Below are 26,095 nucleotides of genomic sequence, written 5' to 3' on the forward strand. Positions count from 1 at the left end.
TTTTCGAAGGGTGCTTTATTTGTTTGTTGCTGTTGTCATTTATATGATTTTTTTACAATGATGTTGATTTTGTTATCTTATTGCGCGGTTAAAAGACATCTCATTTGAAATGTGGTGATATAAGGCAGCCTCCTTGATATAGGAAGCGTTTGTGCGGAGGTGAAATATTCAGGGTAGGGCTTTCTTGTTGAGGTTTAAGTTAATCCCATAAGTCGTGAGTAGCTGGAATCCTTCCTATAAAAAACCAGACTGTTTACACACTGGTGTGGGTTTAAGAATTTTTATCCTGTGAGATGTGGCGGACAAGTCAAATCTCTGGTTTATTACGCGCTGATGTAATTTTTAGAAATCTTCCTGTTCCTGTTCTTGTTCTTGAAGGTTTGTGCAGTTTTGATCATCTTTGAGCAATTGGTTGGTGAGATTTTCAATGCGTTGTGTGGTGTCACGCATAATTTTCCCCATGGTACGGTCTCTTTCGTTGTGGAGTCGTAAAAGAGTATTGTAGTCTTCTTGTAATTTTTTATTTTCTCGTTTTATTTCTTCCATTTCATCAATAATCATTATGCCAGCCATAACCGATAAACGATGGTCGCCAATTTCACCAAAATTGTTCTTTAAATGTGTGATATATTGATCCAATTGAGCAGCAAGCGCAATAAGACGACGTTCTTGTCCTTTGTCACAAGCCATGCGATAAACTTTACCATCAATGGTAACGGAAACAGTTTCCATACATTCAAACCTTTATCTATCAATGACAACACGAATTGTTTCCATTGCTTTAATAAGACGTTTGGAAACTTCTTTGTTTACGGACTCTAAGCGTTCAATTTGGGCTTCAGCTTTGTCAAGCGCTTGGGCAAGATGGCTGCGGTCAGCATTCATTCGTTGGATTTCTTCTTCCCATTCGTTATTTTTATCAATAACGGCATTGCGGTTTATTATGGTGATCTCTAAAGTTCTAAGTGCCTTTTCTAGGTGCTCTAAAGCATCTTGTAGAACTGTAGTCTCTTGGTTCATTGCTTTTATCCTTTGGGTAATTGTATCCTTTATCAATGTGTTATGCAAAAACGAATCACTTTCACTCTTGTATTGTGTGCATTTTATTTTTAAGTATGTAGGATATTTTAGCAAGCAAAGCAGGGGATAGATATAAATTAAAAGCTGGATTTTTTGCGCGTATTGGCATAAATGACATGGATATACAGAACGCGTGAGGGGAATGTTATTAATATTATTGAAGTGGTGGCAAAAAGTCTCACGCTAATGGTTAGAAAATAGTATTTCTTGAGAATTTTAAGAGAATACGGAAAAAGCAACAGAATAACGTATTTAACGAAATGGTCGATTATTCATGACAAACACCCACCAACAGAATCAGATGGCCAATGCTATCCGTTTTCTTGCTATTGATGCGATTGAAAAAGCAAATTCTGGTCATCCGGGCTTGCCAATGGGAGCAGCCGATATTGCTACGGTTCTTTATACAAGATTCCTTGCTCATGACCCCAAAAAACCTCGCTGGCCTAACCGTGATCGTTTTGTGTTATCAGCAGGACATGGGTCTATGTTGCTTTATGCTCTCTTGTATCTTTCTGGTTATGAAGATATTGGCATTGAAGATCTCAAAAATTTTCGCCAATTAGGAGCAAAGCTTGCTGGGCATCCAGAATATGGGCATGTGGCAGGAATCGAAACAACGACTGGTCCTCTCGGACAAGGATTGGCTAATGCCGTGGGGATGGCTCTTGGAGAGCGTTTGCAAAATGCCCGTTTTGGTGATCTTATCAACCATTACACTTATGCGTTGGTGGGCGATGGATGCCTTATGGAAGGGATATCTCAAGAAGCACTTTCCCTTGCCGGTCATTTGAAACTCAATAAGCTTATTGTGTTGTGGGACGATAATAATATTTCTATCGATGGAAAGATTTCCCTTGCTGACAGTACAGATCAGATTGCGCGTTTTAAGGCATCTGGTTGGGAGACACATAAAGTCAATGGGCATGATCAAGCAGCAATTGCGCGAGCTATTGAGGCGGCACAAAATTCCGATAAACCAACTTTGATCGCTTGTAAAACAACAATTGGCTTTGGAGCACCCAATAAAGCGGGTACCAATAAAATTCATGGAGCCCCTTTGGGCGCACGAGAAATCACTGAAACCCGTATCGCGTTAGGGTGGGATGCTGAGCCTTTCGTTATTCCAGCCGATATTCTCGATAATTGGCGCTTGGCTAGTCTCAATGCTGCTAAAAAACGCCAAAAATGGGAAGAAAAATTTGCTGATCTTCCTGTCTCAGAGCGTGTGGAGTTTGAAAGATTGATGCGGGGCGATCTCGTGGGCGGATTTGATGGCGCTATTGATACTTATAAACAGAAATTGGTTGAAGAGCGCCCCGTTGTTGCTACGCGTAAAGCTTCGGAAATGGCTCTTGAAGTGATCAATGAGGTCGTTGTTGAGACTATTGGTGGTTCGGCTGATTTAACCGGATCTAATAATACAAAAAGCAGCCAGATGAAAAGTATCTCTGCTGAAGATTTTTCAGGGCGCTATCTGCATTATGGAATTCGCGAACATGCAATGGGAGCTGTGATGAATGGTCTTGCCCTTTATGGCGGCTTTATTCCTTATGGGGGAACCTTTTTATGCTTTTCTGACTATATGCGTCCTGCTATGCGTTTGTCTTCTCTCATGGGGTTGCGGGTGATTTATGTCATGACTCATGATTCTATTGGTCTTGGTGAAGATGGTCCGACCCATCAACCCGTAGAGCATTTGGCTTGCCTGCGTGCAATGCCTAATCATTTTGTGTTCCGTCCTGCCGATGCTATGGAGACAGTTGAGTGTTGGCAATTGGCTTTGAAAGCATGCGGGACGCCTTCTACCTTGGCTTTAAGTCGACAAAATCTACCGCTTTTGCGTCAAGAGTATGAAGAAGAAAATCTCTGTATGCTTGGTGCTTATGAATTCCTAACAGCTAGCGATGATGCACAAGTGACGCTGTTTGCTTCTGGTTCAGAATTGCAAATTGCAGTGGAGGCACATGCGGTGTTAGAAGAAAAAGGCATCCCAACGCGTGTGGTTTCTGTGCCTTGTTTTGAACTTTTTTCTCAACAATCTCTCTCCTATCAGCGTGCTCTCATTGGAGATGCACCGATTAAAATTGCCATTGAAGCTGCTGTCGCCCAAGGATGGGATCGTTTTATTGGCTGTGATGGTGTGTTTATTGGTATGGAGGGCTTTGGGGCAAGTGGAACAATTGATGCCCTTTATGCGCATTTTGGTATTACTTGGGAAAATGTCGTTGCCACCGTTGAAAAAGAGCTGGAAAAGATCAAAGAGGAAAAGACAAAGTGACAGCTTGTGTTGTCATGAATGGGGTGATTGTAGGGCATCATATTCTGTGCAGTGCTGTGGATGATCTTGTGCATTATTGTGGATAAGTGAGTGAGTGATCAAGATATTGACATTGTGGGAATTAATGATTTTGGATTGGTGAAATACCCATTTATTGTGTTTTAAATGTTGTGCTTTTAAAAATTGATGAGGAAACATGTGAAATGACAGTTCGTGTTGCAATTAATGGGTTTGGTCGTATTGGTCGCAATATTTTACGTGCGCTTGTGGAAAGTGGACGACAAGATATTGAAGTGGTTGCAATTAATGATTTGGGATCGGTGGAAACAAATGCCCATTTATTACGCTATGATTCAGTTCATGGGCGTTTCCCTGGGATCGTTAAGGTGGTAGGGGATGCTATTGATGTGGGAGGTGGTTTAATAAAGGTATGCGCAGAGCGTGATCCTGCTCAATTGCCTTGGAAAGATTTGGATATCGATATTGCTTTGGAATGTACGGGTATTTTTACTGCGCGTGATAAAGCAAGTGCTCATTTAGATGCGGGGGCAAAGCGTGTTCTTATTTCTGCGCCTTCTGAAGGAGCAGATCTTACGGTCGTCTATGGGGTTAATCATCAATCTTTAAGCAGCGAGCATCGCGTTGTTTCAAATGCTTCTTGTACAACCAATTGTTTGGCGCCTGTTGCACAAGTTTTACACAACACGGTGGGCATTGAAAAGGGCTTTATGACAACAATCCATTCTTATACGGGTGATCAACCTGTATTGGATACAATGCATCGGGACCTTTATCGTGCACGTGCGGCAGCTCTTTCTATGATTCCTACCTCAACAGGAGCGGCAAAAGCTGTGGGATTGGTTTTGCCAGAATTAAAGGGATTGCTTGATGGTGTATCGATTCGTGTTCCGACCCCTAATGTTTCTGTGGTTGATTTGACATTTATCGCTAAGCGTTCCACAACAATCGAAGAAATTAATACAGCTATTGCTACTGCTGCACAAGGTTCTTTGAAGGGTGTTTTGGACACTACAGAAGAGAAACTCGTGAGTTGTGATTTTAATCATAATCCTCATTCAGCTATTTTCCACAATGATCAAACCAAAGTGATTGATGGTAAGCTCTGTCGCGTTCTGGTTTGGTATGATAATGAATGGGGCTTTTCTAACCGTATGAGTGATACGGCTGTGGCTTTTGCTAAGACAATATAAGAGGACCTCAGGGTCCTCTTTTTATAGGGAAAAGTCTCATTTTTGTGCAATTTTGAGAAAAACAGATAGAGGCTGTTGTTCTCATGCGCTAGAGAGAAGAGGCTATTGAAACATTGATGATGTATTTTGTTTTAATACTGTGTCAATACGTGCTTTTAAAAGATGAATGAAAGAGTAAACTTTAAAAAGTAAGATCTGAACGAGATACCCTTTGAGAAAACGTTAGAAAACAGGAGATGTAAACTCTTTTTCCTAGAAGTAAAAGGAAGCTTTAATAGAGATCAAGTTGAGCCAATGCATTTGTTTGCCACAATGGAATATGAAGATTAAGAGCAATGGTGGGCTTTTGTACATTTGACGATAAAAGCTTTGGCTTTTCAAACAGAGGGTGAGAGATGGGCTGTCGTGGATCTCTTGTAAAAGCAAAGAGGGGGGGATAAGTGGAAAGAAAAGTGGGCAGGGTTGTTGGATGCGTTTTTATTTGAAACAATGGAAAGTGAAGAGGAAGCAGTGATGGGGTTTCGTACACTTGATGATGTTGATGTTTTGGGTAAACGTGTTCTGGTGCGCGTAGATTTTAATGTTCCTATGGCGCAAGGTAAGGTATGCGATGAGACGCGTCTTGTACGACATAAAGAGACACTCGTTGAGCTACAAAAGCGTGGTGCTAAACTTATTCTGCTTTCTCATTGTGGTCGCCCCAAAGGAAAGGTAGAGCAAGAGTTTTCACTCCGTCCTGTTGTGCAAGTGCTGGAAAAGATCATTAATCAGCCGGTTGCTTTTGCTCCTGACTGTATCGGTTCGGCGGTGCAGGTTGCAGTTGAGTCATTACAAAATGGTGGTGTTTTACTGCTTGAAAATGTTCGTTTTTATGCTGGTGAAGAAAAGAATGATTGTTCTTTTGCAGAAGCTTTGGCTCATAATGGAGATCTCTATGTCAATGATGCTTTTTCAGTTTCTCATCGTGCCCATGCTTCGGTGGAGGGAATAACGCATTTGTTGCCTTCTTATGCAGGACGCTCTTTGCAAGGTGAATTGCAGGCATTAGAAAAAGGACTTGGCAATCCAGCACGTCCTGTGGTTGCTCTTGTGGGAGGAGCAAAGGTTTCTAGTAAGCTTTTTGTGCTCAATCATTTGGTGGAAAAAGTTGACTCCTTAATTATTGGTGGGGGGATGGCTAACAGTTTTTTAGCTGCGCAAGGTATCCATGTAGGAAAGTCTCTGTGTGAACATGCATTGATGGAAACGATAAAAAAAATTATTAAAAAAGCGCAAGAGTGTCACTGTACGCTTCTGCTCCCTCAGGATGCTGTCGTTGGATTTCGTTTTGAAAAAGATGCACCGCATCGTCTTTATGACATTGAAGATATTCCACAAGATGGCATGATATTGGATATTGGGACGCGCTCTATTGCGCATATCAATACTGCGATAGATGAAGCTGCTACTCTTGTGTGGAATGGACCCCTTGGTGTTTTTGAGATGTCTCCTTTTGATAAGGGAACCATTGCCGTTGCACGCCATGCAGCAGAACGTAGTTTGACGGGAAAGTTGGTTTCAATTGCCGGAGGGGGCGATACGGTTTTTGCCCTTAATCATGCCGGTGTTGCCAATGATTTTACTTATCTTTCGACTGCTGGAGGAGCTTTTTTGGAATGGATGGAAGGAAAGACTCTTCCTGGTATTCTTGCCCTCATGCAGGCTTAAAGGGCTTCTTTGGAGGGGAAGGTTAAAGAAAAATTATACAGTCGTGTAGAGTGTTTTTGATAGTGTTGCGCATTTTTAGAAATTAAGACAAAATAAAGAGGAATTTTTTTATGAATGAACGGCTTGAAGATATTGCACTTGCTTTGGTGCATGCGGGTAAAGGTATTTTGGCGGCAGATGAAAGTACGGCGACCATTGGAAAGCGTTTTGAAAGCATTGGTGTTGAATCCAATGAAGATAAGCGCCGTGCTTATCGTGAAATGCTTTTTAGTACAAAAGAAGCGATGGAAAACGCCATCTCTGGGGTTATTTTATTTGATGAAACCATTCGGCAAAAAGCATCAACTGGGAAAATGTTGACGGATCTTATTCGGGATTCAGGCGCTTTGCCAGGCATTAAAGTTGATACCGGTGCAAAACCCTTGGCGGCTTTTCCCCAAGAGACAATTACCGAAGGGTTGGATGGTCTTCGTGAGCGGCTAAAAGATTATTATGCTTTGGGAGCACGTTTTGCTAAATGGCGTGCGGTAATTGCTATTGATGAACACACTTTGCCAACAAGAGGCGCCATAAGACAAAATGCACAAGCTCTTGCACGCTATGCTGCCTTATGTCAGGAGTTCAATATTGTGCCCATTGTTGAGCCGGAAGTGTTGATGGATGGATCATCGTGTGGGCATTCAATCACACGCTGCTTTGAGGTGACACGCACTGTTTTGCAAGCTGTCTTTAAAGAATTGTTTGAAGCTCGTGTTCTTTTGGAGGGGATGATTTTAAAGCCCAATATGGTGATTGATGGAAAGGATGCTCGCAAGGCTTCTGTTGAAGAAGTTGCTGAAAAGACCGTCCAAGTGCTTAAACAGACTGTTCCTGCCGCTGTTCCCGGAATTGCTTTTCTTTCTGGAGGGCAGTCTGATCAGGAAGCAACGGCGCATTTATCTGCTATGAATTCTTTGGGCGTATTGCCTTGGAAATTGACCTTTTCCTATGGACGCGCATTGCAAGCAGCTGCCTTAAAAGCATGGGCAGGAAAAGATGAAAATATTGCTGTTGCACAGAAGGCATTTCGTCATCGCGCTCGGATGAACCATCTTGCGGCTTTGGGACAATGGACAAAAGAACAAGAAAAAGCGTGCGATTGAAGCACAAGCTCTGTTCTTAAATGCGGGGAGATTTTGCATGTTTCTGCGTGATTTTAGGTGCCCTCATCATGATAAAAATGGCGGGGGCATTTTAGGCTTGAAAGCTTTCTCAGAGAGTTTTTTCCTTGGACCTTTTAAAAGTCTTTAATGGGTGCTATCGAGAGATAAGATTGCGGGAGAGGTGCAATTTCGAGAAGGGGAGATAATGCTAGGAAATTTGTGAATGCACAGCACTTTAGTATGGTGTCGTTCATGGGTGGGCACTTGCTTTTTGAGTGAAAATCATAAAGCTCATACTGTATTGAAGAGTTTGATATTATGATATTTTTTCTTTTTCATGTTATCATTACTTGTCATCAGCAGAATTTATTTGATTGCAGTTTCAAAGGTGGATTAAGCGGGTAGATTAGAGAGTTGCGATTTCTGAGCGGATTGGAATACAGCTTATGAAGCTTTTCTGCGTCAGGATAGCTTCCTCTTCAATGGGGGTAGTTTTTCTATTGGCGAACGAATTGAATAACTCTTGCGAAAGAAAATAGATTTGCACCTCAATAAAACACCTATTTTTTCGTTAAAATGGATAAATTTTTCTTGTATTTTTTGATGATATAATTACAAATGTCTAACTTCATAGCATCTTGGCTTAAAACGGGGGGAGTTGTGGACGGTATATCTTCTAAAAATAACAGTATATCTTCTAAGAATACAAGCATCAAAAGAAAAAATCGATACGCAGAACAGAGCTTTTCTGCAATTATGATGCGAAAATTGTGCAATATGGTGCGTGGGGTATTCGAAGGGATCTTTGCAGTATTTACTTTCACAATTTTTCTTATCCTGTTCAACATACGTGGACCGGTTCATGCCATACTAAGCTTCTTTTCGGGTGCGAGTGGATTAGCGTGCTTTTTCTTTTTTGTCGGATACTACTTACAACGCCGCGAAGCAACAGCAGATGAAGCCGGTATATCGCTCACATTAATCTTAGCAATTGGTGAAGGCGTTTTTTCTATTTGCTGCATGTATGCTATGTGGGGTTACGACGCTCTCTTGTTCCGTTTAGCACCTCCTGGGTATGTTCTTATTCTCCCTGAATAAATAGAGTGCAATTCGTTTGCATACAAATCAAAATGAGAGGCTGTCTGCCTCTCAAATTCTTCATAATCGCTCTCCAAAATAATGACATCAGACCCGCGTTTTTAATGAAGGGACTAAAAAGCCTTGGGTCCTTAAGCCTCAAGGCAACCCTTTACAAGGGCGGTGCGCGCCTAACGGCATCCTTGATTAAGACACCCAAACGGCTTATGAACAAACTCTCTTATTAAGCCACATCATCTTTTATTCTTCTCATGCGGTTCTGAAATCATGATATAAAGGGCAAGCTTCTCATCGTGCCTAAATGGTAACTTATCGTGTGTTAAATGGAAAAATGAGAAAAAGCATCTTTATGCAATATAATCCAATTATGATTTATTGATTTAAACATAAAGGGTTTAAAGTTCTACAAGACTGATACGATAAAGGGGGGAAGTTGCCTATCTTAGAAACTAAGGCGTATTTTAGGTGCTCTTGATATAGCTATCTCACCAAATGGTTTTGAAGACTTATCCTTTTAGCTCTATTCACTAAAAGGTCATTTTGAGGGGGCTTGGCTAATGAATGTAAAGGAAAATTAGCATGTAATATTTCGCTTTTCTGGTATAGATGCTGAATGAGTTAATTATCTAGAGGATCACTGAAGAGGGAGCGCTAAAAAATGATGGAAAAACCGCTGCATTTTGGTGAATTCGTGGTTGAAGATATAATCGTAAAACTTGGCTTATCTGTTCCTGAAACAGTTGAATGGTTTGAAATGGTTAGGGTGTCAGTTCTGCATATGCTTGGCTCGCTATACAAAAAAATTATGATTTAGTGCAAGCTTTTAAACATAAATACCCTAAAGATATATCTTCTTTGTATATGTTCTTATCATCGTTAATGTGCCTTCTTAAAGCATGATAGGGGGTGCTATAAAGTTGAGGGCTGTAAAATATATGGGGCTTGGAGGGGGTGAGAAGACGGTGTTCAATCGAAGTACTCTATCCTTATTTTTATGGGCTATGCCTGAAAGAGAGGGCTGGAGAGACAATTTATGAGCAAAGAGAACGGTGTTTTGAGGTTGCGGTGTCTGCAAGAGCAGAACAGTGGTCGTGGTGATATTTACAAACAATAAATTTGATAAAATTTTACAATTTTGCCAAAAGCCGGTTTATTATAAAAGCTGTTGCTCATGTGCTCTCACAAAGTTATAAGAAGCCCAAAAGTGCTAAAAAAGTCTTTGCTCTTTTTCAATAATATGAATCTGCAAACAATATTCAAAAAGTGTTCGTGTGTTTGAAAGAGAATAAAAGGATATTCTTGCAATAGAGAGAAGCGTATTTGTGAATTACAATTTGTCATGATTTTCGGTAAACACTATTGTTTAGAGCGGTGAGAGAGGGCATGAAAAAATTTTCATATTCAGTTTTTTTAAAGAGTGTGGTCAGTCTTTAGGGTAGTGCTTGTGTCCCTAGAGCCTATCAAGTGAGCCGCATAAGGGTTTCAGCAAGCGAGCACCTATTATACTTTTTGCCAGCGTATACTCTTTTGTCAGCGCCCCAATGTTTTGACAGCCCTTAGAACGTAAAGGGGCAAGGGAGGTATTTTACCTCTTTCTTGTACCGTTTTACTCCACACACCAACTCTGCTTGTGATGAGCAAGCCAAGAGATTTTGTTTGACTCACTATGAGGGTTTGACATGAGAAAATCCTATGGTATTCATGATCTTTCATGAAAAACAATGAATTATCCTTATAAATCAACGTGACAGTGCTGTTATGAAGAGAACTCCTTGCACATCTTAATAGCCCATAGCGATTAACTTGGTATCATTTTATATTCTGTACACAGAAGTGTCTTTATAAAAATACTCCATCTTGCGCAGAAAAAAGAAAAACATCTCAATGCTTGCTTTTCTTTTTTCCATGAGAGATTTAAATTGATAAGCCTGTCTGAAAAGAGTGCTGTTTATGCCCTTAAAGATACTGCTCTTGTATCAAGATCACTTACTCAGGCGAAAATTGGAGTTTTGCGAGGTAAGCATAAACGCCATTTTTTGCCACAAGTTCGGCATGGGTTCCTTCTTCCACAAGGGCGCCTTTATCCATCACAAGAATGCGATCTGCTTTTAAAATTGTTGCCAAACGATGCGCAATGACCAATGTTGTTCGATTTTGCATCAACCCTTCTAAAGCGTCTTGCACCAACTTTTCACTGTTTGCATCTAAAGCAGATGTTGCTTCGTCAAGTAGTAACAGGGGTGCATTTCTTAAAATTGCCCGCGCAATACCAATGCGTTGTTTTTGTCCCCCAGAAAGCATGGTACCGCGTTCTCCTACTTGCGTATCCAAGCCATCTGGTAAAGCGTGAATAAATTCAAGTGCATTAGCCGCTTTAGCGGCAGCAAGGATTTCCTCTTCATGGGTATTTTCAGTTCCAAAAATAATATTATCACGCAATGTTCCATCAAAAATAGCAACATCTTGTGGAACATAGGAAATTGCACTGCGTAAATCTTGTAAAGAAAGGCGATTAATTTCTATGCCATCCAACCGAATTGTTCCATTTGTCGGGTCATAAAAACGAAGGATCAAAGAAAAAATGCTGCTTTTTCCTGCTCCGGAAGCCCCAACAAAAGCAACCGTTTCGCCTGCTTTTACAGAAAATGAAAGCGAGCGTAAAACCTTCTCTTGTGGTCTAGAAGGATAGGTAAAATCAACCTGATCAAAAACAAGTTCACCTCGAACAGGTTGCTCTAATGATAAAGCATTTTTAGGAGCTACAATAGTAGGTTGTTCTTGTAACAATTCGGCAAGCCGTTCAGCAGCGCCGGCTGCTTGGATTAATTCTGCTCCCAGTTCCGATAATTGCGCAAAAGTAGAAGCTCCAAAAACCGCATAAAGGACAAATTGCCCTAATGTCCCTCCTGTCATCGTTCCATTCAAAACATCGCGCGATCCAATCCATAAAACAGCAACCACACTGCTAAAAACCAAAAAAATTGCAAACCCCGTAAAAAAGGAGCGCAAGATTACAGAAGCACGTGCTGTTTGAAAAGCACGTTCTATCAATTGTGAAAAACGTATTGTAACGAGTTTTTCAGCGGTAAAAGCTTGCACAGTGCGAATAGCACTTACCTGCTCTGTAGCAACAGCATTGGCATCTGCGAGACGATCTTGCGCCGCGCGGGTACGAGAGCGAACTTTACGTCCAAAGACTACCAAGGGAATGGCCACAACAGGAATAGCAGCTAAAACCAACAAAGACAATTTAGCATTGGTGATCACCATCATTACGACGGCTCCGATCACGATAATCAGCTGACGCAAAGCGGTAGAGGCGGTAGAGCCCACAGCTAATTTTATTTGTGTGGTATCTGTTAGAAGCCTTGAAACAATCTCTCCTGAATGTGACCGATCAAAAAAAGCAGGAGAGAGTTTCATAATATGGACAAACACATCACGCCGTAAATCGGCAACAATCCGTTCTCCTAAGGTGATAACACAGTAATAACGGGCTGCTGAAGCAAATGCGAGAAACAAGGCTAAGATAAACAAAATTCCAAAGTAAAAATTGATATGTCCATGGCTTGAAGTAGAAAACCCATGATCAAACATTTGGCGGATAGCCACAGGCAAAGCTAATGTGACTAGAGCAGCAACAGATAACGCTAGAAAAGCAAAGATAAACAACCAACGATAGCGCAAAAGATAAGGAACAAAAATTGCAAGCGAAGAGAATGAAGATTTTTTAGGGGAAGACTTTGTCGATTTTTCTGAACGAGAACGTAATGTCATAAAATTTTGCTCACTGTATTGGATTTGTAACACTTGATACAATGATGTATCTTGAACACTTGTTTTTTGATGCGTGCTCAGTTATAGGAATAAATACTTTAAATCAATGTATCAAAAAGACAAAGGAAGTGCACTTAAAAAAACAAGCAAGTGCTATTTCATTCTATAAACGCAAAAGGTTTGACGCATGAAAGCGAATATTCACCCCAACTATCATAAAATTACCGTTGTTATGACGGATGGAACCCAATATACGACGCGCTCTACTTGGGGAAAAGAAGGCGATACTCTTAATCTAGATATTGATCCAAGAACGCATCCGGCATGGACAGGTGGCTCCCAAACACTCGTAGATCGTGGTGGTCGTCTTTCTAAATTCAAAAATCGTTTTGGTAATATTGGCATGTAAAAGCCTCCTTTTTATGGGGAACAAGGGTTTTAAACAAATCGATTGCAAACGATGAGTTTTTTATCCTATCAAAGAGTGCACTTTAAATATTAATTCAAAAACGCATCCGACATAAACAGATGGGTCTTAAATACTTATAAATCATTGTGGTTGCGTTTTTAAATTCAAAAATCATTTTGAATATATGCATAAATCCTTTCTTCCCTAGAGTATAAAGACTTGAAATAAAATAATTGTAAACTTTTCTTCTTTTTTGGAACTGAACATACCCATGGAGAGGAAATTTTGGCCGCTTCTAAAGCGGCCAATGCATTTGAATTTATTCAAGCTTTACCAGATGGCTTGGATACGCAAGTAGAAGAACGTGGTACCATGCTTTCTGGGGGGCAAAAACAACGCATTGGTATTGCACGCGCGATTTTAAGAAATGCAGCCCTCTTACTGCAAGCCGGCACCATCATTATATTTGCCAACTCGTGGATGTTGCTACAGCCCTTGGCACTTGAGATAATTTATTATAGGCATTTTAAGTTCTTTCTTAATAGTTTTTTATTCACGTGGGCTCTCTCCGCTTGGTACGTGCAAAAAACATGGTTTTGATTGGTTCACCATGGAACAGGTTTGAAATGAGAGAATCTTACGGTATTCGGGATTCTCATTCAACCTATAAAATAATGAATTATTATTATAAATCAAAATGTTGCTGCTTGATGAAGCAACATTTTCTTTAGATGCAAACAGTGAAAAGTTAGTGCAAAATGCCTTAGAAGGATTGATGCAAAATTGTACAACCTTGGTCATTGCCCATCGTTTGGCAACAATTTTAAAAGCTGATCGTATTCTCGTGATAGATAAAGGCGCTTTTGTGGAAGAAGGAACACACAACTCATTATAAAAAAATAATGTTTATGCGCATTTGGCTAAACTGCAATTCTCATCTGAGTAAGTGATCTTGATACAAGAGCAGTATTTTTAAGGGCATAAACAGCACTCTTTTCAGACAGGCTTATCAATTTGAAACTCTCATGGAAAAAAGAAAGGCAAGCATTGAGATGTTTTTCTTTTTTAATAGGCTGTTCTTTTTTTTTTGCCTGAGATGAAGTATTTTTATAAAGACACTTCTGTGTATAGAATATAAAACGATATCCAGTTAAATCGCTATGGACTATTAAGATGAGCGAGGAGTTCTCTTCATAACAGCACTGTCACGTTGATTTATAAGGATAACTCATTGTTTTTCATGAAAGATCTTACATGGAATTTCTCGTTTCAAATTTGATTATGTTGCATTAGTCAAAACCATGTCTCTTGCATATACCAAGCAGGGAAGATTGCGTGAAGTAAAAATACTTAAAGAAAGAATAAGTCCTCTTCATGAAGCGTCCCAAGTTTTAGGGGCTGTAGTAATATTGAGGGGATTAGGAAAGTGTATGATGATGTCGCTTTACTAAAAAAGAGCCGATAAATGAGCAGAGAGACGCTTTTTATCAATTTTATAAAACAAGGTGAGCACGCAGCCATGTTTTGCTGTGTTAGGCTTTTGAGTACTTTGAACCAATATTGTGGGAGTGCATTTTAAGAATTATAAAGCTCTTCTTAAAAGTGCATAAATCATTAGAGCAGTACAATTAAATACAAATTGTTTTATTTTACCAATAAAAATATCTATATTTTGTGTGTTGTTTTTATTAAAATATAATATGTAGTGATTTTCAAATCATATGTACACATAATGATACAATATTGAGAAATCGATAAAAGAGCTGCGTTAAATATTGGTGAAAATAAAAGAAAGCAAGAATGAGTGATCACGATACTTTCATAGTTATAGTAGGAATAGTTATAATAGGGAGCATAATCTATAGTCTTTGGTTAGCAAATTATCAGAAAAAGCAATTAAATGAACAACTTGAACAGTTTGAAAAATTACTGCAGCTAAAAGATCGAGAGTGCGCGATATACCAAGATATTATTGCACAATGGGAACAAAGGCTTGTTAAAAAAACTCAAAAAATATCGCCAAAATGGATTAAACAATGGGATGAAGAAGTAAAGGAATGGGAAAGGAGTATATTAGAGATAAAAAAAATTGGATACATTTCTGAATCTTATGAATCTAAAAAACAGCAGCATCCAATGGTACAAGATATTTGTGCTCAAGGATATGTAGATATATTTTTTCTCTATGAAAAGGCGCTGGAAGTAGAATTTACTGATGAACATATCAAAAAAATAAATGAATTAATGATGCGTCCAATTTTTAAAGAAACTTATCCTAAAGTTGTGCGATTCAAGAGACAGAATGGTGTCACATTACGAAAGTTTGTGGATCCTTTGACGAAAAAAAAGCGCTATAAGCCTACAATGCTGTTGTTTCATTGGTGGTTATATATGATTGATGATATGATTACAGCTGAATACGAACAGCAACAAAAGGATAAAGCTTCAGGGCTCTATCGTGACTTAGCATCTCTGGAAATTTACTTTGAAGACATACCTAAATATACTGAATATGAAACGCTAAAAAACTGGGAGGATTTGGGAGTATGCCTGGTGACAGTAGTGTACTGTGCATTTGTAAAAGAGAGCTTCTATCCTTATTGTATGATGTTTCCAGTGATTATAAGACGGCAAGAGAAACTTTCATTTACTATAAGATGCTTATTGATACGGTGAAAGAAGGATATATTGCCTTTGATAAAAGTTGTTGTTACTCTACGGTTGAAAGGGCAATGGAGGTTTGTAAAGAGAGAGATAAAGAAGAGAAAAAAGACCTAGTCCTTGATGAAAAGATACCAACATTTGAAGAAGCTTACAAATTAGGCGTTAAAGAGTGGATGAAATCATCAAATGAGAAATGCGATAACCGATTGATCTTTTGGGAGAAGCTTACCACACAAACAAAATTACAAGTTATCTTTGGGGATGAAAAGGTAAATGCACTGGAAGAGGCTATTGATAAAAATAAAGAACAGTTTGAGAATGAAATACAGGCAGCGGTTCTCGCAAATAACTATTTGAAGTGCAATAAATCTTATGCCTATTTGATACATACTTTAGAATAATGCTGAAAAGAAGAAGCTGATAACAATTGTATGAATCGGTGAATTTACTGAAACCTCTGTTATCACACGCGGTGGTGAAACATATTGATAAGCAGTGAGAGTAATGTAGAGCAGCTCTTACCAAAAAGGAGAGAGTGATCTCTCAAGAGAAGTAGGAGAGGCTTTTGCCTCAGGTTCGATAATTGCTTTTTGGGGCGTTTGGTTATGATGGGATTTGTGTTTATTGCCTTTTTCAGTTTGTTTGCAGGGGAATTTGAATAACAGAAACGTCAATAAGGTAAGCTATTGGGGATTGCTTTTGTGGGGGCTTATAGCAAGTACATTTTTTGTTCGTGGTGATGTTTTTTGTCACTATCTAATCAGTTATTTCCTATCGTTTTCTGTAAAGAAAATTAAAAACTCTTTCTTCATGTGTTTGTTTAAGGTTCTAAGGGTTTTGTAAAAAACTGTAAGAATTAAATGCTTTTTTGAAGTTTTTTTTATAGTTTGATGCGAATGTGTTTATTGCAAGCAATGATGTGTTTTTGCGAAATATATCGCTGCTACCTTCTTTATCGGTGACAAAACCACCGTTTTTGCGAACCATTAGTATGCTGGTAGTTTTATTAAAAATGTGCAGGTTATCTTCCCAAAAACCATCGGTTTTTCCCGCGGTACCATAAGATAAACTCAAGAGCAGCGCTAAGACAGTGCAGTCCAGTAACTTCCATCATTATATTGCGTAATTCAATAAGATAGGTTCCATGACCTGGGCGACCAAAATGAGGCATGGGCCTGTAGCAATGACACAATCTTCCAGTCTGCGTCGAGCAGAAACGCGACAGCGTCGGTTATTGAAAAAAGCACCATACCCGCGTTCTGCGGTAAAGAGTTCATCACTCACGGGATTGTAAATGACACCACCAACGATTTTTCCTTGGCTTTCTAAGGCAATGGAAACAGCAAAAAAAGGAATGCCATGGAGAAAATTTGTGGTGCCATCTCAAAGGGTCAACAATAAAACGGTGTTGTGAATCTTCTCCAGTGATTTCTTCTGACTCTTCCATCAGAAAACCAAATTTGGGGTGCGCTTTGCTTAATTCATTTAAAATAATTTTTTCCGCTTTGCGATCTGCTTGGCTGAGGTAATCTGCTGGATTTTTTTAGGCTTAAATGCCTTTTTTGAGGGTTTTTTCTAATTTTAGGCGAATGTGTTCATTGCCGGCAATGATATTTTTTTTGCGAAATATATTGTTGCCGCCTTCTTTATCGGTGACAAAACCACCGGCTTCACGAACCATCAGTATTCCAGCAGCCATATCCCAAATTTGCAGGTTATCTTCCCAAAAGCCATCGGTTCTTCCAGCAGCCACATAAGCTAAATCAAGAGCAGCAGCCCCAAAACGGCGAAGTCCGGCAACCTCTGCCATCACATTACGTAATTCAATAAGGTAGGTTCCATGATTTGGGCGACCAAAATGAGGCATTCCTGTGGCAATGACACAATCTTCTAGTCTGCGTCGAGCAGAAACGCGACAGCGGCGGTCATTGAAAAAAGCACCACACCCGCGTTCTGCGGTGAAGAGTTCATCATTCACGGGATTGTAAATGACACCACCAACGATTTTTCCTTGGCTTTCTAAGGCAATGGAAACAGCAAAAAAAGGAATGCCATGGAGAAAATTTGTGGTGCCATCTAAAGGGTCAACAATAAAACGGTGTTGTGAATCTTCTCCAATGATTTCTTCTGACTCTTCCATCAGAAAACCAAATTTGGGGCGCGCCTTGCTTAGTTCATTGAAAATAATTTTTTCCGCTTTGCGATCTGCTTGGCTGACATAATCTGCTGGTCCTTTCAAAGACACTTGCAAATTTTGCACTTCACCGTAATCACGTACCAACGAGCGTCCTGCTTTCATTGCAGCTTGCACCATGACATTCATGACTGCAGAATGGGCCATTTTTTATTCCTTTATTTATCTTTTTCATTTGCACGACGCAAATAAATCAACTCATTGGTGTCTACAATGATACGTTCACCAGCATTCATAAAGGGGGGAACAAGAATACGAATTCCGTTTTCAAGAATGGCGGGTTTATAAGAGGAGGTAACCGTTTGTCCTTTGATGGCAGGATCGGCTTCTGCAATCGTGACAGCAACTTGATCAGGAAGTGAGATGCCAATAGGCTTTTCTTGATAAAGTTCAACTGTGACAGTCATCCCATCTTGGAGAAAAGCAGCACGTTCACCAACAAAATCCTTTTGAAGTTCTAGTTGTTCATAAGATTCTGAATCCATAAAGACCAAAGCATCCCCTTGTTGATAAAGAAAGGTGAAATCTTTTTGTTCAAGGCGCACGCGTTCAACTGTCTCAGCAGCGCGAAATCGCTCATTAAGTTTTGTACCATCAATCAAATTTTTCATTTCAACTTGGTTAAATGCACCACCTTTTCCTGGTTTTACAGCGTTGCATTTAACAGCAACCCATAAGCTTCCTTGATGTTCGATCACATTACCAGGGCGAATTTCATTGCCATTAATTTTCATCGTTTCTATCCAATTCTATTCTTGCAAAAAGAACTCTCTTGTTGTCTTTATGGCGCTTTTCTTTGCTGCCTTTAACGGTCAAGCTCTTTTGTTATTTTCGGGCTAAAATCCCTTTGATTAACCTTGCTGCTCTCTCATGGTCCTGTGTGCTCTTTATGGGCTTTCTCCTGCTTTTTGCAAAGAGAAAAGCTTAAGTAAAAAAGGACCTTTATGTATTTTTGCTTTTCAGCTCTTTGCAAGACCATAAAAAGCGCTCAGACGCAAGCTTTTTAAAAATTTGCACAAAAATTTTTTAGAATTTTGGGGGAAATTTATCCCGTTGTGTCGTAAAATATCATCATTGATGGCAATGATATAATTGATGGTAATGATATAAGTTCCCTAAAACCATGAGGTGTTTTTAATTAAGAATATGTGAATACGGAGTTTATTATGAGTGTCTCATGGGATAGAGCGTGGTGTGTGTTATCGCGGGGTGTTAGCTTTCATTTTGATCAGAGAGTAATTGTAAAAAGGCTCTTTGTTTTATCGAGGTTAGGACTCTAAATTTTTTTAAAAGCAGGTATTTTTCTGTACTTGATGCGATTTCATCATGGTGGTATGGGGGCTGTTGTTTTGTTAAGATATCAGCATAGAAAAAGGAAAGTGGAACATTTGAGATAGCGGCAATTTATTTTAAGCGCCCTGCGCTGACACGATTTAAGCCGTTTTCATATTTCTGGATTTGTTGGAAAGTGGCACCTAAATGTTAACCTAATGTTTTTTGAGACATTTTAAGCATTTTTCGTCTCAAACGAATTTTTTTGCCAATGAATTTGCCACTGAAAATGTCGTTATAAGGATTTTACCAAGCCCCTAGAAAATGCTACACGGGATATAGAAAACTCTTCAGCTGCTTCAATCACAGATAGTCCAAGTTTTGCATTTACATCTTCGCGTAACAATTCACTAGGGTGTGGGGCATTTTCATTATTTTTAGTATTCTTCTTTTCTTAAATCTCAAAGCTATAATTTACATTATTTTGTATTGTCACAATCTATAATAAAATTTATCCACTCTGGCTAAAAATGAGGTTTTTTATTGAGGTGCAAATCTCTTTGCCTTTCGCAAGAGCTTTTAAGTCTTTACGTGTAAAATATAGAGTATGTTTACATTAAATAGCGGGTTCATCTGGGCTGAGTATTTATATAAGAACGCGGCTCTCCGTTCACGTTATACTGAAAAAGAGACACTATAGTGCTACTATTTAATCTTATTCTATAACTCAAATTCACACCCATGTTTTGTTGCTTTTGAGGTTGATCTGTATAGATCACATTATATCCATTCCGTCGCAACAGATTGATAAATAAAGGAGTAAAGTTGTCTGCTGTATTATTTTTCTTTATAAGAAGTGTGGTTGTAGCTGGTGGTAAAAACCCTTTGTTACCGCTAATAAATTTGTTAGCAACTAATTGTGCCTGACGCTTTGTAAGACTTTGATCAACATAATTTGATGAATAATTGCCTACAGATGCGCAACCAGCCACCAACACAACCGGTGACAGCAATAAATATTTTAACATCTTTAATTCCCCTTACTTATTGTTGCTCTTTATTTGCGAAGCTCCTCTTCCAGAAATAAGAGCAACTTTACTTATAGCACATTAACAACATATCGGTATCTAATCAATCGGTTAATTAATCAATGAATAATGGTTTCAGCTGTACAGGCTGCTTGAAGTGCTTCTGGTGGCGTATATTTTAATAAACTGCTGCTTTTAGTGATTATGATAAAAAAGCAAATTTTTGCGTTTGCATGTTAAGATCATGTCCTCTATCACCATTATAAAATGATGCGTTAGGTTCTGTTCCAGATCGACCAAAAAAATTTTCAAGCATTGCTTTTTGAGGGCTATCTTTTTTAATACGTATGAATGCTTATTCTGTTTGCTGTAAAATACTATCGTTTGAGGTGTGGTGCTATAAGACATAAAACTTTGCACATGTGATGTTTTTATGAGAGTGTGTGGTGAATATTTGAGGGAGAGCTTGTCCGGATAATTTTGTGAAATGAACCACATAAAATGGGAAGCTAAAAGAGTTCTGTTCTGAGAAGACGGATTGTTTCCCAACTGGATAGGGAAGGGGCTTCTGTCCTTTGAGGGGTGGGAGGCAAGTCAAGAATAGAGAGTGTAGCGCCCTATATTATGATGTTAAAAGCTTTCATTTTGATCAGAGAGTAATTGTAAAATGGCTCTTTGTTTTATCGAGGTTAGAACTCTAAATCTTTTGAGCAGCAGGTATTCTTCTGTACTTGATGCGATTTCATCATGAGGGTATGGGGGCTGTTGTTTTGCTGAGGTGTCCGCATAGAAAAAGACAAGTGGAACATTTAAGATATCGGCAATTTCTTTTAAACGCCCTGCGCTGACACGATTTAAGCCGTTTTCATATTTCTGGATTTGTTGGAAAGTAACACCTAAATGTTGACCTAATGTTTTTTGAGACATTTTTAGCATTTTTCGTCTCAAACGAATTTTTTTGCCAACGAAAATGTCATTATCAAGATTTTTGGCTCGCATTTTAAAGCCCCCTCCGAGTGCGAGCGCCCTCGCATTGGTATTCCGGGAGTTAAAAACACTGAGTCCGAATCAGCATTTTGCTTTTAGTGCTTAAAGCACCTGGACATAGCAAAATCTCCCGGAATTCCGGGATACCCACAGAGTGGGTTCATTTTTATGTATCGGACCTTAGGGTTTTTAATCCCCGTTGATCGTTGCGTATACGATCAAAAATACCTTTAAATATGTAAAGTAATTTCGGAGGCTTGGCAATAAAAAATAGTTTTTTTATAAGAGACGGCGTGTTTTTCGTCCAAGCAAAAAGAATGAAAAAATAGAGCTTGCGGAATTTTCGGGATAGTCTAGCTCTTTTGCTTATTGGATATTGTTTGTTAAGCAAATGATACCAGTGCGTTTTCTTTACCAATGAAAATGTCATTATCAAGATTTTTGGCTCGCATTTTAAAGCCCCCGCCGGTTGCGAGCGCCCTCGCGTTGGTATTCCGGGAGTCTAAAAACACTGACCTCGAATCAGCCTTTTTGCTTTTAGTGCTTAAAGCACCTGGACAGAGCAAAATCTCCCGGAATTTCTATAAATTTTATCTTTTTGAAGCAGAGAGGAGTATTTTAAAAAACAGGAAGGAGCTTTATTGCTTCTTTGTGCGCTTTTTCTAGTTGTGTCTTGTCCATGCCTTGGAGCATTATTTCAAGATCAGGAGCTTGCATTTTTGCTTCCTTTGCGAGCATATACCATGCCGCTGCCATTATTATATCGCCTTTTGTTCCTGTGCCATCTCGATAAAGCCTTGCAAGGGAAATCTGTGCTGGTGCAATCATGTTGACGGCATTTCTGTGAAGTAAATGAAAAGCACGCTGAAAATCTGTTTCTCCTCCACGCCCCTGTACAAGCCATTGTGCTAAATGAAGTTGAGCTTTTAAGTGGTTGTTTTGAGCTGCTACTTCCATGAGCTTGCGGGCATTGCGATCATCTTTTGGTCGCTTTAATGTGCCTAAGGAAAGAATTTTTGCAGCAGAAAAAGCCGCTTCAGCATCGCCAAGAGCAGCACCTTTTAAGTACCATTTTAAGGCTTGCTCTATTGCTTCATTTTCACGACTTTGGGAAGAAACACCAGGGAGAGCTTGTTTTTCCTGTGAGGCTTTATAAAGAAGCAGTTGTCCATAATAAAAATAGGCTTCCTTGACGCCTGCTTTGACAGCTTTTTGAATGAATTGCGCACCAAGTTCTTGATTTTGTTTTATAAAGTGACCATCGAACAACATAAGTCCATAGCGTAGTTGTGCTTGGGGTTCCCCCTGTTTTGCAGCGCGTTCAAACCATAAAGCAGCACGCGCACCGTCAATAGGAACAGCACATCCTTCCATATAAATTCGGGCAAGAAGAGTTTGTGCAAAAGGATCATTTTTTTCAGCACGTCGGAGTGCTTCACGAAAAGCTTTTAAATAATAACCTTGGATGTAATAGTCATAGGCTTGGTCATAGTCTCCAGCTTTTAAGGGCTGAAAGGGTTCTTGAGTGTTTGAAGCTTCTTGAATCGTATTGAAAGAGCTTTCAGAATTTGAGATTTCTTCAGTGTTTCCCGCTGAACTTACAGCAGAACTTGCAAGCCCAATCACGCCTAAGATAAGCAGCTTCACGCTTCTCTTGATCATGGTGTTTTCTCCTCATTACCGATCAGAATTTTCACATTTTTTTTTCATCATTACAAGCCGTATAAGAATTTCATTTCTATATTACTTTTTATCTCTCAGTTTTTCGTCTTGGTTCAAGGTAGGGTTGGGTAAGTTAAAAAAGTAGCATAAATGTCGACGAGAGACAGACTGTTTAAAACAGTTCTGTTAAAAATAATACAGTCCTGTTAAAAATAATAATGATGAGAGGTTATCGTATGTAAAGATGCTTATCTTCTATTATATCAATGGCTTCTTCCCCTAAAATGAAAAAATGCTTACAATGGAGGTTGCTTTTAAAAATACGTATGAATGCTTATGAATAGCGCACGCTATCCGTGTGATGTTAGCTTGCATTCTCATCAGAGATCAGCTGTAAAAAGGCTTTCTTTTTTACCGTTGTTAGAACTCTAAATCTTTTGAGCAGCAGGTATTCCTCTGTGCTTGATGCAATTTCTTCATGGTGGTATGGGGGCTGGTGTTTTGTTAAGATATCGGCATAAAAAAAGGCAATGGGAACATTCAAAATATCAGAAATTTCCATTAAACGCCCTGCGCTGACACGATTTAAGCCGTTTTCATATTTTTGAATTTGTTGGAAGCTTACGCCTAAAGCGTGCCCTAAAGTTGTTTGAGACATTTTTAGCATTTTTCGTCTCAAACGAATTTTTTTGCCAATGAAAATATCATTATCAAGATCTTTGGTTTGCATTTTAAAGCCCCCCGCCGGTTGCGAGCGCCCTCGCATGAGTATTCCGGGAGTCTGAAAACACTGAATCCGAGTCAGCATTTTGCTTTTAGTGCTGAGAAGCACCTGGACATAGCAAAATCTCCCGGAATTCCGGGATACCCACAGGAGTGGGTTTATTTTTACGCTCGGATCTAGGGTTTTCAGTTCCCTTTTGGTCGTTGCGTATGCGACCAAAACATCTTTTAATTCATAAAGTAATTTCAGGAAATTTACAATAAAAATTAAAATAGTGTCTCTTAACGTGTCGTTTCTTAAAATGGAGGGGTGGCATGTTTTGCATTCAAGCAATAAAGTGTTCACAAAGGGGACTTTGAATAGCACACACTATCGCGTGATGTTAGCTTGCATTCTCATCAGAGATCAGCTGTAAAAAGGCTTTCTTTTTTACCGTTGTTAGAACTCTAAATCTTTTGAGCAGCAGGTATTCCTCTGTGCTTGATGCGATTTCATCATGGTGGTATGGTGACTGCTGTTTTGTAATGATATCGGCATAAAAAAAGGAAAGTGGAACATTCAAAATATCGGAAATTTTCTTTAATCGCCCTGCGCTGACACGATTTAAGCCTTTTTCATATTTTTGAATTTGTTGGAAGCTGACGCCTAAAGCGTGTCCTAAAGTTGTTTGAGACATTTTTAGCATTTTTCGTCTCAAACGAATTTTTTTGCCAATAAAAAGATCAATATTAAGATTTTGAGATTGCATTTTTCCCCGCCGGTTGCGAGCGCCCTCGCATGAGTATTCCGGGAGCTTGAAAGTACTGAAATCTAATCAGCTTTTTTTGCTTTTAGTGCTTAAAGCACCTGGACATAGCAAAAACTCCCGGAATTCCGGGATACCCACAAAGTGGGTTCATTTTTACGCTAGAACTTAGGGTTTTCAAGGCCCCTTTTGGTCGTTGCGTATGCGACCAAAACATCTTTTAATTCATAAAGTAATTTCAGGAAATTTACAATAAAAATAGTTTTTTACTTACAAAATTTGTTTTTTAATGAGAGGCTATCTGCCTCTTAAATCTCTCTGGAATGATTGTCAAAATCATGACATTAGCCCCCGTGTTTTTTGAGAGGGTTAAAAAGCCTTAAGGTTTAAGATCAAAAGAACTTTGGACGCTTAAAAGTTAAACATTTTCAATTCGCTAATATTGACAACATAGACAAGAGTAATTATCTCCAATATTCAGGAATAGAAAGGACATATATTATGAAGACCACCCTTTCTCCGCTAATTTCAGAGTTCGAAACCGTTGAACAGGAAAGCAGCTACACTGCATGGCTGCGCGATAAGGTAGCGAGCAGTCTTGCAAATCCATATCCTCCTATTCCGCATGATGAGGTTATGGCTGAAATGGAAGTTATAATCAGTCAGCTTGAAGCTGAATAGGAAAAGTGATGCTTCCGGTTGTTTGGTTGTCTTCGGCGCGCGACGATTTGCGTCAGATGTTACCTATATTGCTCGCGAGAATCCATCTGCTGCGCGCCGAATGAAAAGGTTTTTGGAAGCATCCGTACTGCCATTGGCAGAACATCCATATTTATACAGACAGAGTGAGAAGGTATTAGGATTACGAGAAATTGTAGCGCATCCAAATTACCTTATATTGTATCGAGTAGCTGCACATCAAATCGAAATTGTAGCTGTAGTACATGCCCGACGTGAATTTCCTATTTTTCTTTAATCTAATGAGAGGCTATCTGCTTCTTAAATCTCTCTGGAACAATTACCAAAATCATGACAACAGCCTCCGTGTTTATCAAAGGGATTAAAATGATTTCTTCTATGGTAATGAATTTACACGCGGTCTCTTCATTAAAATTTGCACAATCGCTTGCTGTTTGAAGAAGGGGGGGGTGATCGTTTCTCTGTGCTATAGGATGTGTGTCTGTGGAATGTGGTGGAGTGCCTTGTGATTTTGGGTGTGCGCTTTAAAAAATAAACATAAGCATTATTCAAATTTAATTTAATGCACGAGTAATTGTATTTGTATTAAAAGAGAAATCAGCTTCTCCTAAGCGCGTAATAAGTTTGGGAAATGTTTCTTTGACCTGTTCTTTAAAAGAAAGGTAGTAAACTCCATTAACATCTGAAGGCATTTCAATGCCTTCTTTTTGTAGAATAGCAATCCTCTCAAGAGGAAGCGCGGCAGTTAACATGCCCATTTCGAAAATAACGTTTTGTCGTGCACGGGGTTGAATTTTTTCTTCACCTTGAGATATAGCATAACCCATGTCATCATGCGTGAGGAGTACAATACCAAAACTTATAGAACTGTCACAAATTTCTTTTTTCAAAGTTTGAATGATGGGTAAACCATTGCCACTCGTATTTTGTAAGATGTATGGTTCGAGACCAAGCTTGAGAAGAGCATTTTCAAGCTCCGTTAAGGCATAACAATCATGACCATGAACAATAAAAATTTTTTTATTTGATGTATTGGAGGCAGTTTTTGAGGAAGGAATCGTTGATGTTTCTTCTAGATGCTTTGCAAAAGCTTTTTCTAGCTCATGGCAGAAAATTTTTTCACCTAGAATGACTGTTTTTCCTGTGGTATCATCCCAAAGAATGCTTCTTCTTTCAGAGGCTTCAATCTTATACGTAAAACCATAGGGACTTTTTTGTATGGCTTTAACATCTGTGATTTGATATCCAGTTTTGCGAATTATGTTTTTAAGATCTTCAAGTGTTCCATTGTATTCAAACGGCCCTCTGTATTTGTATTCCATTTTTTATGTCCCCTTCATATCTCTATCATTCGTTGTTGGTATTAGTGATCAACATTAACAATGACAAATTCCCCCGCAATCATAATGCTTCGT

23 protein-coding genes and 3 pseudogenes are annotated in these 26,095 nt (G+C 39.1%); 13 read left to right on the plus strand and 13 right to left on the minus strand.

Annotated elements, in window-relative coordinates; genetic code table 11:
• Positions 1-342 precede the first annotated feature (342 nt).
• Both ACFIQC_RS05545 and ACFIQC_RS05550 read right to left on the minus strand, forming a co-directional pair.
• Positions 343-732 (minus strand): cell division protein ZapA, encoded by a 390-nt coding sequence (locus ACFIQC_RS05545; RefSeq protein WP_375629691.1) that lies wholly within the window; start codon positions 730-732, stop codon positions 343-345.
• Positions 733-744: 12 nt separating this feature from the next.
• Positions 745-1,020, minus strand: coding sequence for a DUF4164 domain-containing protein (locus ACFIQC_RS05550; protein WP_005774573.1), 276 nt, complete (start codon positions 1,018-1,020; stop codon positions 745-747).
• Between the two features lie 334 nt (positions 1,021-1,354).
• Between ACFIQC_RS05550 and tkt the strand changes: the two genes are divergently transcribed.
• The 6 genes from tkt to ACFIQC_RS05580 all read left to right on the plus strand — a co-directional run bounded on the left by tkt (position 1,355) and on the right by ACFIQC_RS05580 (position 9,333).
• Positions 1,355-3,361, plus strand: coding sequence for a transketolase (gene tkt / locus ACFIQC_RS05555; protein ID WP_375621006.1), 2,007 nt, complete (start codon positions 1,355-1,357; stop codon positions 3,359-3,361).
• Between the two features lie 203 nt (positions 3,362-3,564).
• A complete protein-coding gene (gene gap, locus ACFIQC_RS05560) occupies positions 3,565-4,572 on the plus strand; it encodes a type I glyceraldehyde-3-phosphate dehydrogenase (RefSeq protein WP_375613190.1) in 1,008 nt (335 codons plus the stop codon).
• A gap of 513 nt (positions 4,573-5,085) precedes the next feature.
• Positions 5,086-6,279, plus strand: a complete 1,194-nt coding sequence (locus tag ACFIQC_RS05565) for a phosphoglycerate kinase (RefSeq protein WP_375681306.1) — start codon at positions 5,086-5,088, stop codon at positions 6,277-6,279.
• A gap of 110 nt (positions 6,280-6,389) precedes the next feature.
• Positions 6,390-7,421, plus strand: a complete 1,032-nt coding sequence (locus ACFIQC_RS05570) for a class I fructose-bisphosphate aldolase (protein ID WP_375611740.1) — start codon at positions 6,390-6,392, stop codon at positions 7,419-7,421.
• A 660-nt stretch (positions 7,422-8,081) separates the two neighbouring features.
• Positions 8,082-8,519, plus strand: coding sequence for a hypothetical protein (locus tag ACFIQC_RS05575; RefSeq protein ID WP_375611741.1), 438 nt, complete (start codon positions 8,082-8,084; stop codon positions 8,517-8,519).
• A 658-nt stretch (positions 8,520-9,177) separates the two neighbouring features.
• Complete coding sequence (locus ACFIQC_RS05580; protein ID WP_375613193.1) at positions 9,178-9,333, plus strand: hypothetical protein; 156 nt, start codon at positions 9,178-9,180, stop codon at positions 9,331-9,333.
• Between the two features lie 1,172 nt (positions 9,334-10,505).
• Here the strand turns inward: ACFIQC_RS05580 and ACFIQC_RS05585 are convergent.
• The gene (locus tag ACFIQC_RS05585; protein WP_375677832.1) at positions 10,506-12,296 is read right to left on the minus strand and encodes an ABC transporter transmembrane domain-containing protein; all 1,791 of its coding nucleotides are present in this window, start codon (positions 12,294-12,296) and stop codon (positions 10,506-10,508) included.
• A 187-nt stretch (positions 12,297-12,483) separates the two neighbouring features.
• Here ACFIQC_RS05585 and rpmE point away from each other — a divergent pair, with 187 nt between their 5' ends.
• The 5 genes and pseudogenes from rpmE to ACFIQC_RS05610 all read left to right on the plus strand — a co-directional run bounded on the left by rpmE (position 12,484) and on the right by ACFIQC_RS05610 (position 15,770).
• Positions 12,484-12,705: a 50S ribosomal protein L31 gene (gene rpmE, locus ACFIQC_RS05590; RefSeq protein ID WP_005774581.1), complete on the plus strand. Its 222-nt coding sequence runs from the start codon at positions 12,484-12,486 to the stop codon at positions 12,703-12,705.
• A 285-nt stretch (positions 12,706-12,990) separates the two neighbouring features.
• A complete protein-coding gene (locus tag ACFIQC_RS05595) occupies positions 12,991-13,305 on the plus strand; it encodes an ATP-binding cassette domain-containing protein (protein ID WP_375621001.1) in 315 nt (104 codons plus the stop codon).
• A gap of 97 nt (positions 13,306-13,402) precedes the next feature.
• Positions 13,403-13,600: pseudogene (locus ACFIQC_RS05600) on the plus strand (ABC transporter); the annotation flags it as partial.
• A gap of 905 nt (positions 13,601-14,505) precedes the next feature.
• Positions 14,506-15,381 carry a hypothetical protein gene (locus ACFIQC_RS05605; RefSeq protein WP_375706847.1) on the plus strand — a complete coding sequence of 292 codons (876 nt, stop codon included), beginning with the start codon at positions 14,506-14,508 and terminating at the stop codon, positions 15,379-15,381.
• Positions 15,378-15,770 carry a hypothetical protein gene (locus ACFIQC_RS05610; protein ID WP_375706848.1) on the plus strand — a complete coding sequence of 131 codons (393 nt, stop codon included), beginning with the start codon at positions 15,378-15,380 and terminating at the stop codon, positions 15,768-15,770. Before ACFIQC_RS05605 ends, ACFIQC_RS05610 begins: the two co-directional genes overlap by 4 nt.
• 482 nt (positions 15,771-16,252) lie before the next feature.
• On the opposite strand, the pseudogene ACFIQC_RS05615 reads toward ACFIQC_RS05610, so the two are convergent.
• From ACFIQC_RS05615 to ACFIQC_RS05655, 9 genes and pseudogenes are all read right to left on the minus strand, one after another.
• A pseudogene (locus ACFIQC_RS05615) lies at positions 16,253-16,912 on the minus strand (inositol monophosphatase family protein); the annotation flags it as partial.
• A 6-nt stretch (positions 16,913-16,918) separates the two neighbouring features.
• Complete coding sequence (locus ACFIQC_RS05620; RefSeq protein WP_375620999.1) at positions 16,919-17,710, minus strand: inositol monophosphatase family protein; 792 nt, start codon at positions 17,708-17,710, stop codon at positions 16,919-16,921.
• 11 nt (positions 17,711-17,721) lie between these two features.
• The gene (efp, locus tag ACFIQC_RS05625; RefSeq protein WP_015856958.1) at positions 17,722-18,297 is read right to left on the minus strand and encodes an elongation factor P; all 576 of its coding nucleotides are present in this window, start codon (positions 18,295-18,297) and stop codon (positions 17,722-17,724) included.
• A gap of 478 nt (positions 18,298-18,775) precedes the next feature.
• Positions 18,776-19,126 (minus strand): annotated as a pseudogene (locus ACFIQC_RS05630) (helix-turn-helix domain-containing protein).
• Between the two features lie 338 nt (positions 19,127-19,464).
• Positions 19,465-19,863 carry a hypothetical protein gene (locus ACFIQC_RS05635; RefSeq protein WP_375629711.1) on the minus strand — a complete coding sequence of 133 codons (399 nt, stop codon included), beginning with the start codon at positions 19,861-19,863 and terminating at the stop codon, positions 19,465-19,467.
• A 630-nt stretch (positions 19,864-20,493) separates the two neighbouring features.
• A complete protein-coding gene (locus ACFIQC_RS05640) occupies positions 20,494-20,862 on the minus strand; it encodes a helix-turn-helix domain-containing protein (protein WP_375620997.1) in 369 nt (122 codons plus the stop codon).
• Positions 20,863-21,468: 606 nt separating this feature from the next.
• Positions 21,469-22,512, minus strand: coding sequence for a tetratricopeptide repeat protein (locus tag ACFIQC_RS05645; protein ID WP_375629715.1), 1,044 nt, complete (start codon positions 22,510-22,512; stop codon positions 21,469-21,471).
• 364 nt (positions 22,513-22,876) lie between these two features.
• Positions 22,877-23,278 (minus strand): helix-turn-helix domain-containing protein, encoded by a 402-nt coding sequence (locus ACFIQC_RS05650; RefSeq protein WP_375705122.1) that lies wholly within the window; start codon positions 23,276-23,278, stop codon positions 22,877-22,879.
• 340 nt (positions 23,279-23,618) lie between these two features.
• On the minus strand, positions 23,619-23,984 hold the full coding sequence (locus tag ACFIQC_RS05655; RefSeq protein WP_375706849.1) for a helix-turn-helix domain-containing protein: 366 nt from the start codon (positions 23,982-23,984) through the stop codon (positions 23,619-23,621).
• Between the two features lie 498 nt (positions 23,985-24,482).
• On the opposite strand from ACFIQC_RS05655, the gene ACFIQC_RS05660 reads away from it, so the two are divergent.
• Together ACFIQC_RS05660 and ACFIQC_RS05665 are read left to right on the plus strand one after the other, a co-directional pair.
• Positions 24,483-24,662 carry an antitoxin gene (locus ACFIQC_RS05660; protein WP_375620992.1) on the plus strand — a complete coding sequence of 60 codons (180 nt, stop codon included), beginning with the start codon at positions 24,483-24,485 and terminating at the stop codon, positions 24,660-24,662.
• A gap of 22 nt (positions 24,663-24,684) precedes the next feature.
• The gene (locus ACFIQC_RS05665) at positions 24,685-24,957 is read left to right on the plus strand and encodes a type II toxin-antitoxin system RelE/ParE family toxin (RefSeq protein ID WP_375660658.1); all 273 of its coding nucleotides are present in this window, start codon (positions 24,685-24,687) and stop codon (positions 24,955-24,957) included.
• A gap of 277 nt (positions 24,958-25,234) precedes the next feature.
• On the opposite strand, the gene ACFIQC_RS05670 is transcribed toward ACFIQC_RS05665, so the two are convergent.
• Complete coding sequence (locus ACFIQC_RS05670) at positions 25,235-26,002, minus strand: TIR domain-containing protein (RefSeq protein ID WP_375666264.1); 768 nt, start codon at positions 26,000-26,002, stop codon at positions 25,235-25,237.
• Positions 26,003-26,095: the final 93 nt, after the last annotated feature.

Origin of the sequence: Bartonella sp. AA126HLJHH (genome assembly GCF_042197425.1) — a bacterium.
GTDB lineage: Bacteria > Pseudomonadota > Alphaproteobacteria > Rhizobiales > Rhizobiaceae > Bartonella.

Bases quoted from the DNA above. Each gene is read 5' to 3' on its own strand.
- ACFIQC_RS05545 (WP_375629691.1), bottom strand. From the start codon at position 732: ATGGAAACTGTTTCCGTTACCATTGATGGTAAAGTTTATCGCATGGCT.
- ACFIQC_RS05550 (WP_005774573.1), bottom strand. From the start codon at position 1,020: ATGAACCAAGAGACTACAGTTCTACAAGATGCTTTAGAGCACCTAGAA.
- tkt (WP_375621006.1), top strand. From the start codon at position 1,355: ATGACAAACACCCACCAACAGAATCAGATGGCCAATGCTATCCGTTTT.
- gap (WP_375613190.1), top strand. From the start codon at position 3,565: ATGACAGTTCGTGTTGCAATTAATGGGTTTGGTCGTATTGGTCGCAAT.
- ACFIQC_RS05565 (WP_375681306.1), top strand. From the start codon at position 5,086: ATGGGGTTTCGTACACTTGATGATGTTGATGTTTTGGGTAAACGTGTT.
- ACFIQC_RS05570 (WP_375611740.1), top strand. From the start codon at position 6,390: ATGAATGAACGGCTTGAAGATATTGCACTTGCTTTGGTGCATGCGGGT.
- ACFIQC_RS05580 (WP_375613193.1), top strand. From the start codon at position 9,178: ATGATGGAAAAACCGCTGCATTTTGGTGAATTCGTGGTTGAAGATATA.
- ACFIQC_RS05585 (WP_375677832.1), bottom strand. From the start codon at position 12,296: ATGACATTACGTTCTCGTTCAGAAAAATCGACAAAGTCTTCCCCTAAA.
- rpmE (WP_005774581.1), top strand. From the start codon at position 12,484: ATGAAAGCGAATATTCACCCCAACTATCATAAAATTACCGTTGTTATG.
- ACFIQC_RS05605 (WP_375706847.1), top strand. From the start codon at position 14,506: ATGAGTGATCACGATACTTTCATAGTTATAGTAGGAATAGTTATAATA.
- ACFIQC_RS05620 (WP_375620999.1), bottom strand. From the start codon at position 17,710: ATGGCCCATTCTGCAGTCATGAATGTCATGGTGCAAGCTGCAATGAAA.
- efp (WP_015856958.1), bottom strand. From the start codon at position 18,297: ATGAAAATTAATGGCAATGAAATTCGCCCTGGTAATGTGATCGAACAT.
- ACFIQC_RS05635 (WP_375629711.1), bottom strand. From the start codon at position 19,863: ATGTTAAAATATTTATTGCTGTCACCGGTTGTGTTGGTGGCTGGTTGC.
- ACFIQC_RS05640 (WP_375620997.1), bottom strand. From the start codon at position 20,862: ATGCGAGCCAAAAATCTTGATAATGACATTTTCGTTGGCAAAAAAATT.
- ACFIQC_RS05645 (WP_375629715.1), bottom strand. From the start codon at position 22,512: ATGATCAAGAGAAGCGTGAAGCTGCTTATCTTAGGCGTGATTGGGCTT.
- ACFIQC_RS05650 (WP_375705122.1), bottom strand. From the start codon at position 23,278: ATGCGAGGGCGCTCGCAACCGGCGGGGGGCTTTAAAATGCAAACCAAA.
- ACFIQC_RS05655 (WP_375706849.1), bottom strand. From the start codon at position 23,984: ATGCAATCTCAAAATCTTAATATTGATCTTTTTATTGGCAAAAAAATT.
- ACFIQC_RS05660 (WP_375620992.1), top strand. From the start codon at position 24,483: ATGAAGACCACCCTTTCTCCGCTAATTTCAGAGTTCGAAACCGTTGAA.
- ACFIQC_RS05670 (WP_375666264.1), bottom strand. From the start codon at position 26,002: ATGGAATACAAATACAGAGGGCCGTTTGAATACAATGGAACACTTGAA.